The sequence below is a fragment of the Nonomuraea sp. NPDC054003 genome, assembly GCF_055585125.1.
Genome location: NZ_JBVJKR010000030.1, coordinates 41,295 through 50,607, shown reverse-complemented (window position 1 = coordinate 50,607; position 9,313 = coordinate 41,295). Strand labels below are relative to the sequence as shown.

The 9,313-nt window shown below is 72.6% G+C and carries 12 protein-coding genes; 4 read left to right on the top strand and 8 right to left on the bottom strand.

Features of this window, described 5'->3' with window-relative positions; genetic code table 11:
* The 8 genes from ACZ6YG_RS43935 to ACZ6YG_RS43900 form a co-directional block, all read right to left on the bottom strand.
* Positions 1-343 (bottom strand): maleylpyruvate isomerase family mycothiol-dependent enzyme (locus ACZ6YG_RS43935; protein ID WP_466021283.1); only part of this gene is annotated, 343 nt, incomplete at its 3' end.
* Positions 336-671, bottom strand: a complete 336-nt coding sequence (locus tag ACZ6YG_RS43930; protein ID WP_148031051.1) for an ArsR/SmtB family transcription factor — start codon at positions 669-671, stop codon at positions 336-338. The genes ACZ6YG_RS43930 and ACZ6YG_RS43935, both read right to left, overlap by 8 nt.
* 176 nt (positions 672-847) lie before the next feature.
* Entirely contained in the window at positions 848-1,540 is a 693-nt protein-coding gene (locus tag ACZ6YG_RS43925) for a CBS domain-containing protein (protein WP_148031052.1), read from the bottom strand.
* Positions 1,537-2,160 carry a CBS domain-containing protein gene (locus ACZ6YG_RS43920; RefSeq protein WP_466021282.1) on the bottom strand — a complete coding sequence of 208 codons (624 nt, stop codon included), beginning with the start codon at positions 2,158-2,160 and terminating at the stop codon, positions 1,537-1,539. The genes ACZ6YG_RS43925 and ACZ6YG_RS43920 overlap by 4 nt, the downstream gene beginning before the upstream one ends.
* The gene (locus tag ACZ6YG_RS43915) at positions 2,145-2,825 is read right to left on the bottom strand and encodes a CBS domain-containing protein (protein WP_261808485.1); all 681 of its coding nucleotides are present in this window, start codon (positions 2,823-2,825) and stop codon (positions 2,145-2,147) included. Before ACZ6YG_RS43915 ends, ACZ6YG_RS43920 begins: the two co-directional genes overlap by 16 nt.
* 112 nt (positions 2,826-2,937) lie before the next feature.
* Positions 2,938-3,105 carry a hypothetical protein gene (locus tag ACZ6YG_RS43910; protein ID WP_466021281.1) on the bottom strand — a complete coding sequence of 56 codons (168 nt, stop codon included), beginning with the start codon at positions 3,103-3,105 and terminating at the stop codon, positions 2,938-2,940.
* A 208-nt stretch (positions 3,106-3,313) separates the two neighbouring features.
* Positions 3,314-3,661, bottom strand: a complete 348-nt coding sequence (locus ACZ6YG_RS43905; protein ID WP_148031054.1) for a histone-like nucleoid-structuring protein Lsr2 — start codon at positions 3,659-3,661, stop codon at positions 3,314-3,316.
* A gap of 571 nt (positions 3,662-4,232) precedes the next feature.
* Positions 4,233-5,306 (bottom strand): LacI family DNA-binding transcriptional regulator, encoded by a 1,074-nt coding sequence (locus ACZ6YG_RS43900; RefSeq protein WP_466021280.1) that lies wholly within the window; start codon positions 5,304-5,306, stop codon positions 4,233-4,235.
* Positions 5,307-5,502: 196 nt separating this feature from the next.
* Between ACZ6YG_RS43900 and ACZ6YG_RS43895 the strand changes: the two genes are divergently transcribed.
* The 4 genes from ACZ6YG_RS43895 to ACZ6YG_RS43880 are packed head-to-tail and all read left to right on the top strand — an operon-like array spanning position 5,503 to position 9,285.
* Entirely contained in the window at positions 5,503-6,450 is a 948-nt protein-coding gene (locus ACZ6YG_RS43895) for a dihydrodipicolinate synthase family protein (protein ID WP_271279147.1), read from the top strand.
* A complete protein-coding gene (locus ACZ6YG_RS43890; protein WP_466021279.1) occupies positions 6,447-6,734 on the top strand; it encodes a (2Fe-2S)-binding protein in 288 nt (95 codons plus the stop codon). The genes ACZ6YG_RS43895 and ACZ6YG_RS43890 overlap by 4 nt, the downstream gene beginning before the upstream one ends.
* Positions 6,731-8,131, top strand: a complete 1,401-nt coding sequence (locus ACZ6YG_RS43885; protein WP_466021278.1) for an FAD/NAD(P)-dependent oxidoreductase — start codon at positions 6,731-6,733, stop codon at positions 8,129-8,131. Before ACZ6YG_RS43890 ends, ACZ6YG_RS43885 begins: the two co-directional genes overlap by 4 nt.
* Positions 8,128-9,285, top strand: a complete 1,158-nt coding sequence (locus ACZ6YG_RS43880; protein WP_466021277.1) for an NAD(P)/FAD-dependent oxidoreductase — start codon at positions 8,128-8,130, stop codon at positions 9,283-9,285. Before ACZ6YG_RS43885 ends, ACZ6YG_RS43880 begins: the two co-directional genes overlap by 4 nt.
* The last annotated feature ends 28 nt before the right edge of the window (positions 9,286-9,313 follow it).

Genomic DNA, 9,313 nt, shown 5'->3' with positions numbered 1-9,313 from the left:
CGGCGCTCGGGACCTTGTCGATGTGCTCCTCGGCCGTCATGCTGCCGGTGGGCGTCTCACACTCAACGCTCGCCAGCGAAGGGTCGTCCAGGATCGCCTCGACGTCGGCCCGCGCGGAACGGAACGCGGCGACCGGATCCTCGTCCACGGACGGCGCGGCGCTGGGCATGCGGTCAAGCTGGCGCAGTATCACGTCGTGCATGTCGATGATGTGCCGCACCACATCCCGGGCGGTCCACTTCTCGCACGGGGATGGGTTGTTCCATTGATCGGGGCGTACGGTCGCGACCTTGCGGTCGAAGGCGTCCGCGCGCCGCCGGTAGCGGTCGGCGATCTCACCCATCGTTGGCCTCTTCACCTTTGAGTTCGTCCAGCAGTTCGTCGAGGTTCTGGTAGCGGTCCTCCCAGAACCGGCTATAGCCCTCCAGCCAGTCGGTGGCGGCCTTGAGCGGACCCGCCTGGAGCCGGCAGGGCCGCCGTTGCGCATCCCGGCTCCGGGAGACGAGCCCGGCGCGTTCGAGCACTCTGAGGTGCTTGGAGATCGCCGGCTGGCTCATGTTGAACGGGCGGGCGAGCTCTGTCACGGTGGCCTCGCCAGACCTGAGCCGGGCGAGGATCGCCCGGCGCGTCGGATCTGCGAGGGCGGCGAAGGTGTCGTCGAGCACACTCATCCATAACCTAGAAGTTCAATAACCACCTGGTTTCATACAGCATCGGCGAATCGGGTGTCAACGAGGACTCGTGCGGCGGCCGAAGGTTGTGACCTTTGTGGTTCCACCGTCGGCGTGCGTCGCCGGTGGTGACAGGTTCGGGCGCGGTGCTGGTGTGGTCCGCTCCGGCGCGTGTGTCATGCGCCGCCCCACATGGGCACGTCGGCGATGTCGTCGTGCTTCCAGTTGAGCTCGTCGCGGACGGAGACGACGCCGTCGACGTTCTCGGCCAGGCGGACGGCGGTGACGGCCTGGCTGTGCTCGGGCAGGGTGCCGGTCAGGGTGACCACGCCCTCGGCGACGGCGACGTCCAGGGCGTGGTCGCCGGCGCGGACGATCTCTCGTACGTGCCGCTCGATGTCCTCGTCGGGGCGCAGGAAGATCTTGATCAGGTCGCGCCTGCTGACGATGCCGACCAGGCGTCCGCCGGCGTCGACCACGGGCAGCCGCTTGACGCCGTAGCGGTCCATCACGCGCGCCGCGGCCACGACCGGCGTGTCGGGGGTGGTGACGCGGGCGGGGCTGGTCATCAGCGCGCCGGCGGTCTCGCCGAGCGACTTGCGGTAGCCGCCGCCCCCGGCGCCCGCGCCGTGGCGGATGCGCGCCCGCAGCGGCGGCCGGTAGTCCTCGCCGTAGTAGAGCTGCTTGAACTCGTGCTTGGCCAGGAGGTCGTCCTCGGAGACGACGCCCAGCACGCGGTTCTCGTCGTCCAGGACCGGGACCCCGCTGACGCCCCGGCTGATGAGCAGCTCGGCCACGGTGTGGAAGGACGCGTTCTGGTTGACGGCGGCGACGTCGGTGGTCATCACGTTCTCGACGATGGCGGTCATGGCGATCTCCTCAGGAGCTTGACCCGGACGACGCCGGGCACGGTGCGGGCGAGCAGTCCGGCGATCTGACCGGCGTGCTCGGAGGGCGGCCCGGTGAGCTCGGCCACGCCGTCGCGCACGGTGACGTCCCAGCTCGGGCCGGAGGGATACTGCTCGCGCAGCGCCGCCTCGACCGCCGCGCGCAGTTCGTCGTCGGTACGGGCGAGCATGGCCATCAGGTCGCGGCGGCTGACCATGCCGACGATCTCCTTGCCGCGGAGCACGGGCAGGCTCTTGATCCGCTTGCCCACCATCAGGTCGACGGCGGTGGTGACGTCGGTCGTCTCGGTGACCGTGACGACGTCGCCGGTCATCACCTCGTGCACCCGGTGCGGCGGCGGCCCGTCCGTCCGGGGGACAGGCGTCACGGTGGCGCGGGGGTCGGGCTCGAACTCCCCGCGCAGCAGATCCAGCTCGCTGACCACGCCGACCAGGCGGCCCGCGTCGTCGACGACCGGAGCGGCGGTGATGTCGTGGCCGTGCAGGATCCGGACGGCCCGCCGCACCAGGTCGGCGCCGCGGACGGTGACCACCGGGCTGCTCATGACCTCGCGCACCAGCATGGCTACCTGCCTTCCCACGCGGAGTCGTCCTGCTTCCAGGTGAGCTTGTCGATGACATCGACGACGCCGTTGACGCGGCGGGTCATCCGGACGGCGATGGCGGCCTCGGTGCGGCGCTCCATCCAGCCGGACAGCGTCACGACGCCCTGGTACACCTCCACCCGCACGCCGGAGGTCTCCACCCACAGCGCGTGGTCGAGGATGTCCTCGCGGACCTCGGCGGCGATCTCCTCGTCGCCGCGCAGGAACAGCTTGACCAGGTCACGACGGCTGACGACGCCCGCCAGCCGGCCGTCGGGGTCGACGACGGCCAGCCTCTTGACGTCGTGCGCGTCCATCAGGCGAGCGGCCTCGACCGCCGACGCCTGGGGGGAGACGGCCACCGCGGGGGCGGTCATCAGGTCGGCGGCGGTGTCGCCCTCGGCCTTCTGCCGTCCCTTGGGGTTGCGCAGCCGGGCGCGGAGCGGCGGCCGGTAGCCCTCACGGTAGAACTGCTCCCTGAACTCCTCCTTGCGCAGGAGGTCGGCCTCGGACACCATGCCGATCACGTGGCGGTCGTCGTCCACGACGGGGACGGCGCTGATGCCGCCGGTGATGAGCGCTTCCGCGATGTCCTTGAACGGGGTGGTGGCGGTGACGGAGACGACCTCGGTCGTCATCACGTCCGCGACGGTCATCCGCATCGGGGTCTCCTTTGTCGTCCCCTCCATCGCACCTCATGGAGGAGGCGGATCGAAGGGCCGGAAGTCCTCTGCCGGACGGTCGTTGGTCAGCGCGCCACGCGGGGGCGGACGCTCAGCCGGACGGGGTCCGGCGCGGCGCGTTCTCGGCGGCGCGCGCGAGGGCGAGGCAGGCGGCCGTCAGCGTGCGCACCTGTTCGTCGAGGTCGTCGACCCGCTTCTTCAGGGTCAGCAGTTCGGCGTCGATCGCCGGGGCTTCCATGATCACGCGTCCACCGATCATGATCGGTTCACCTCCACATGCCGTGACACCGTCAGGATGGTTTCCCGGGCGGGCCGGGGGAAGCGGCGAACGCCCCTGGTTTCCGGGACCTATGGCTGTGGCCGGCGCCGTCGCGCCGTGGGCCGCCGCCGCTCCGGCCCCGCCGGGGCCTGAAGCTCGCCCGAGCCCGTGGCCGGCCGGCCACCTCTCGGGCGATGCCAGGAGCGCCCTAGTGGGCGGCTTCGTACTTCTCCACCACCGAGGAGGCGATCCGGCCGCGCTCGCTCACCGGCAGGCCCTGGGCCCTGGCCCACTGCCGGATCTCGGCGGACTTCTCCCGGCTCAGCGCGCGGGCGGCGCCGCCGGACCCGCGACGGCCGCGCCCGGCCCGCTCGCTCTTGACCGGGCGAGCCTTGGTGATGAAGGGCGACAGCGCCTTGCGCAACGCTTCTTCGTTCTTCTCTCCCAGATCGATCTCATAGGCGACGCCGTCGAGGCCGAACTTGACGACGTTCTCGGACGACATCCGGCTTCCGTCGAGGTCGTCAATGTAAATCTCGCGAATCTGCTTAGCCATGCTGCAGCTCCATAGTCATAGGCTTGCGGTCTACTGTAGCGGTCTTCAGTAGACGGGTTGTCCTCCCGTGACTATGGTGCGTGCGAAACGCGGAGACCGGAGCGTGAAGTCATCCGGGGCGCGCATTGAACGATCCGGAGCGGGCGGGCATGCCGACGGGAGAACGAGCCGATTCATGGCGGGAGAAGGTTGTCCTGAGCGCTTGGGCGCCGGGCGGTCCCGCGCGCCCGATCCGTCCGTCCCACCCGGCGTGACCAGTGCGTAGCCGATAACGGCGGATGTCCGGTGCAGCGTCCATATCAGCTCGGCATCTCTTCCGCCAGCCTGATTCCCGGCCGTATTGAGAAAAGCCCGTCCGGCTGTTTCCCCGATCCCCCGGAGCGGGGCCCGGCAAAGGCTTCTTCACGGCGGTTTCGCCGCCGGATGCGGGCCCATGCATCGGGGCGATGAGCGCGTGCTGTCGAAATCGAATTCAGTAGCCCAAGCCGTTCGGTACGTTCCAGACCGGCGCCGGCGCGCATGGAACAGCAGAGCCGCGGACGAAAACTCGCCCGCGGCTCAGTCCCGATCTCTACGCCTCGACGGCCGCCGCGGGCGGACCGGACGGGCGGTCGCCGCCCCGCGCGCGGGGAGCGGTGGAGTCGCGGAGGATGAGCTGCGCGCCCACCCGGTAGGCGCGGCCGTTGGGGGTCTCGCCGTTCTCCGCGCCCCGGGCCTGCTTCAGCTGGTGCAGCAGGAGGTTCATCGCCAGCTCGCCCAGCTCGCTGGCGCCGTTGTCGACCACCGTGATGGCGGGGGACCAGTAGCGCAGCCACGGGATGTCCTCGTAGCACACCAGCGACAGGTCGCCGGGGATGGCGACGCCGGTGCTCGCCAGCGTGGGCAGGATCCCGAACACGGCCTCGTGGTTGGCGGCGAACAGCGCGGTCATCCGCGGCGTGCGCCCCAGCAGCCGGGCGATGGCCTCGGTGCCGAAGGCGGGGGTGAAGGGGCCGCGCTCGATCAGTGACGCGTCCGGGTCGAGGCCGCGTTCCCGCAGCGCCTGCTCGTATCCGGCGAACCGCTCCCGCCCGGAGTTGGCCGTCGGCTCGCCGCCGATGAACCCGATGCGCTCGTGACCGAGGTCGAGCAGATGGGCGGTCGCCGCGTGGGCGCCCTCCCGGTCGGCGGCCAGCACGGCCGGGGCGGCGCTGTCGATCGGACGGCGGATGACGTTGACCACCGCCACGCCCTCGGCGCGCAGCGCGTTGGTGGTCGCGCCGTTCTTGCCCGTGCCGATCATGACGATGCCGTCCACGCCGTGGGCGGCGAGGGTGAGCAGGAACGCCTTCTCCCGCGCCGGGTCGGCGTCGGTGATGCCCAGCACGACCTGGTATCCCTCGGCCGCGGCGCGGCGCTGGACGACCTCGGCGATCGTGTGGAACGACGCGTTGATGAGGTTGTTGAGCACCAGGCCCACCAGGTGGGACTGCCGCGTGCGCAGGGCGCCGGCCAGCCGGTTGGGGCGGTAGTTGAGCCGGGCGGCCGCCTCCTCGACGGCCGCTCGTGTCTCGGCGGAGATCAGCGGGGAGCCGCTGAGGGCGCGAGAGGCGGTGCTGCGCGACACCCCCGCCTCCGCGGCGACCTCCTTCAGTCCGATCCGCATCGTCCTCCTGCCTGGCGTGGATCTTTGGGATCGATCCCATTGTGCACGGTGATCCTTCCAGAAGATCACTCGTACGTCGATGTAACGCCGAGATTTCGCGGGTAAAAACCCGGTTTCGCCCTTGACCGGAAACCGGCGGATGCTACAACCTTATGCAATCGATCCCATTCCAACTTTTTAGAGGTCGAAGAACCGCATGGACCGCGACGACGTCACCTGGCACGGCTACTGGCCTGCCGCTCCCACTCCCTTCACCGCCGACGGGCGCCTCGACGAGGACGCGTGGCGCGCGCTGCTGCGCCTCTACGCCGAGCAGCGCGTGCACGGGGTCCTGGTCAACGGGAGCACCGGCGAGTGGTTCAGCCAGAGCCCGGACGAGCGCCGGCGGGTCGTCGAGATCGCGGCGGAGGAGGTCGCCGGGCGCTTCCCCGTGGTCGCCGGCATCACCGCCTACACGCCGGACGAGGCGATCGGCCTGGCCCGCCACGCCGCCACCGCCGGCGCCGACGGCGTGCTCGCCACGCCGCCGCCGTACGTGCACCCCGGCCCCGACGAGATCGTGGACTACTACGACCGCATCAGCTCCGCCACCGCGCTGCCGTTCATGGTCTACAACTGGCCGCGCGGGGTCGCCGTGGACATCTCCGCCCATCCCGGGCTGGCCGAGCGGCTGGCGGCGCTCGACAACGTGGTCGCCATCAAGGACAGCACCGGCGACTGGCTGCGGATGCTCGGCACCGTCGAGGCGGTCTGCGACCGGGTGCGGGTCTTCGGCAGCTTCCTGCACCGGCGCGGCCTGGCCGTGCTCATGGAGATCGGCGGCGACGGCAACATCGACGGCGGCGGCATGGGAGCCCCGTTCGCCGTCCCCTACTACGAGGCGGTCGCCGCGGGCGACCGTCAGGCCGCCCGCGAGTGGGCCGGCCGCTACGGCGCGCTGTCGTCCCGGCTCATCAACCCGGACTACAGCGGCGTCTACGGCACGCCCATCGCCCAGCTCAAGGCCGCGATGAACCTGCTCGGCCAGCCCGGCGGGCACGTCCGCCCGCCGCTCCTGCCGATCGAGGACGAGGCGACGCTGCGGGCGATCGACGCCGTCCTGACCGAATCCGGCCTGAAGGCCGCGGCGGGAGCCCGGGCATGAGAGCGAAGGCCGTCATCGGGACGCCGCCGCGCACGGTCACGATCCACGTGGACGGCCGGCCGGTCAGCGTCGTCGAGGGCGTCAGCCTCGCGGCGGCGCTCGTCGGCGACCGCACCTGGACCTTCCGCTACAACCCGGTCAGCGAGGAGCCGCGCGGCCCGTTCTGCGGCATGGGCGTCTGCCTCGAATGCGAGGTGACGGTGGACGGCCGGCCCGGCGTGCGGGCCTGCCTGACCCCGGCACGCCCCGGCATGCGCGTCGAGACCGAGGAGGAGCGGGCGTGACCGTCCACGAGCGCGACGTGGTGATCGTCGGAGGCGGCCCCGCCGGGCTCGCCGCCGCGCACCGGCTGGCCGCCGCCGGGCTGAGCGTCACCGTCGTCGACGAGCAGGCGGAGCTGGGCGGCCAGTACTTCAGGCGGCCCGCCCCCGAGGTCGCCCGCGTCTGGGGCGACCACCGCCCCGAGGGCGGGCGCCTGGTCGGCGCCGTGCGCGCGGCCGGCGTCGAGTGCCGCACCGGCCACCTGGTCTGGGGCGTCGGCGACGACGGGCGCACACTGCTGGTCTGCGACCCCGCGGAGCGCCCCGTGCGGCTGCGCGGCCGCTACCTGATCATCGCCACCGGCGCCCACGAGCGCCCCTTTCCCTTCCCCGGCTGGCAACTGCCCGGCGTGACCACGCCCGGCTTCGCCCAGCATCTGGCCGCCGCCGACCACACGCCGATCGGCGAGCGGGTCGTGCTGGCCGGCTCTGGACCGTTCCTGCTGCCGGTGGCCTGCTCACTGCTGGACCTCGGCGTGACGGTCGCCGGGATCGCCGAAGCCGGCCGTCCCTACCGGCCCAGCACCCGCGCGCTCGGGACCGTACGGCATCCCGCGCGCTTGCGTGAGCTGGCCGGATACGCCGCGCGACTGGCCAGGGCACGCGTGCCGCTCTGGCAGAACACCGTGGTGGTGCGCGCCGACGGAGGCGACCGGATCACCTCCGTGACGCTGGCCGCCGCCACCGCGCCCACCCGGCCGGTGCGCACGGTCCAGGTGGACGCGCTCTGCGTCGGGTACGGCTTCCGCCCGCAGACCGACCTGGCCAGGATGCTCGGCTGCGCGGTGCGCACCGACCCGGCGACGGGGGACGCGACACCGGAGCTCGACGACTCGGGGCGCTCCTCGCGCGACGACGTGTACGTCATCGGCGAGGCGGCGGGCATCGGCGGCGCGCCCGTCGCGGAGGTCCGCGGCCTCGCCGCCGCGCTCGACATCCTGGGCCGCGAGGGGCACGAACCCCGCGCCGGCGAGGCGCGCGGGCTGGCCGCGGCCGGTCGCCGCCTCGCGCACTTCAAGCGGCTGACCGACGCGCTCTACCCGGCTCCGGCCGAGCTGGCGCGGCTGCTGCCGTCCGCGCTGCCGGACGCCGCCACGCTCTGCCGCTGCGAGGCCGTCTCCGCCGGAGAGGTCCGCGGGATCGCCAGGACCGCCGGCCGCGACGTGAACGCCGCCAAGGCGTGGACCCGCGCCGGCATGGGACCGTGCCAGGGCCGGGAGTGCGGCTTCGCCGTCACCGCCGTGACCCGGGCGTCCCCGGCGGACGGGCTGCCCGCGGGGGTCTTCCCGTCCCGGCTCCCGGTCCGCCCCGTGCCGGTGGCCACGCTGCTGGAGATGGCCGGCGAAGGGGAGCCGGCATGAGGACGGCGGACGTGGTGATCGTCGGCGCCGGCGTGCTGGGCGCGTCGGCGGCGAGCAGGCTGGCCCGCGACGGCCACCGGGTCGTGGTGCTGGAACGCGGCGCCCCCGGACGGGAGGGTTCCGGCACCACCGCCGGGAACCTGCACGTGCAGGCGGTGCACACCCGGCGTCCCGGCCAGGCCGTCCCCCTGGACAGCGCCCGGTTCGCGCCGCTGCAGCGCGCCGCGAGCGACCTGTGGGAGACCGTCGAGGACGACCTGGGCGCCTCGGTCGAGCTGCGCCGCAGCGGCGGGTTCACCGTCGCCGAGACCCCCGAGCAGGTCCAGGAGCTGTACGACAAGCAGGCCTGGGAGAACGCGGCCGGGATCAAGACGGAGATCCTCGGCGGCGACGCGGCCCGCGACGCCCTGCCGCAGCTCGGGCCGACCGTCGCCGCCGCCACCTGGTGCCCGCACGACGGCTACGCCAACCCGCTGAAGGTCACCCCGGCCTACCTGGACGACGCGGTGCGGCACGGCGCCGAGGTGGTGCCGTTCGCGCCGGTCACCGCGATCGCCCGCGAGGGCGGCGCGTGGCGGGTGCGCGCCGGTGCGCGGGAGATCGAGACCCCTGTGGTGATCGACGTGGCCGGGCCGTGGCTGCACAAGATCGCCGCCATGACCGGGGTCGCGCTCGACATGGCCCCGGTGGCGATCCAGATGCACGCCACCGTGCGCTGCTCGTCGGGCCTGCCGCACCTGGTCCAGCACATCGGCGAAGGACTGTCGGTCAAACAGGTCAACGCGGGCAACCTGCTGGTCGGCGGCGGCTGGCCGGCCCGCCGGCTGAACCTCGACGGCCGCAGCGACGCGGGTGTGGACAGCATGGTGGGCAACCTGGCCCTGGCCGTGCGGATCCTGCCGTTCGTGCGCCGGCTGCGGCTGCTGCGGGCGTGGGCCGGGCCGCTCGCGGCCACGCCCGACGAGATGCCGGTGATCGGCGAGGTGCCGGGCAGGCCGGGGTTCCTCGTCGCGGGCGGCACGTACGCCTTCACCTTCGCCCCCTTGTGGGCCGAGACCCTGCGCTGCCTCGTGGCCGGTGCGGAGCCGCCCGTGGACGTCTCCGACCTGGGGCCGGATCGGCTCATGCACAACCTCCCCGAGAAGAAGAGATGAGGAAACGGTGACAGCGATAGACGGGCGA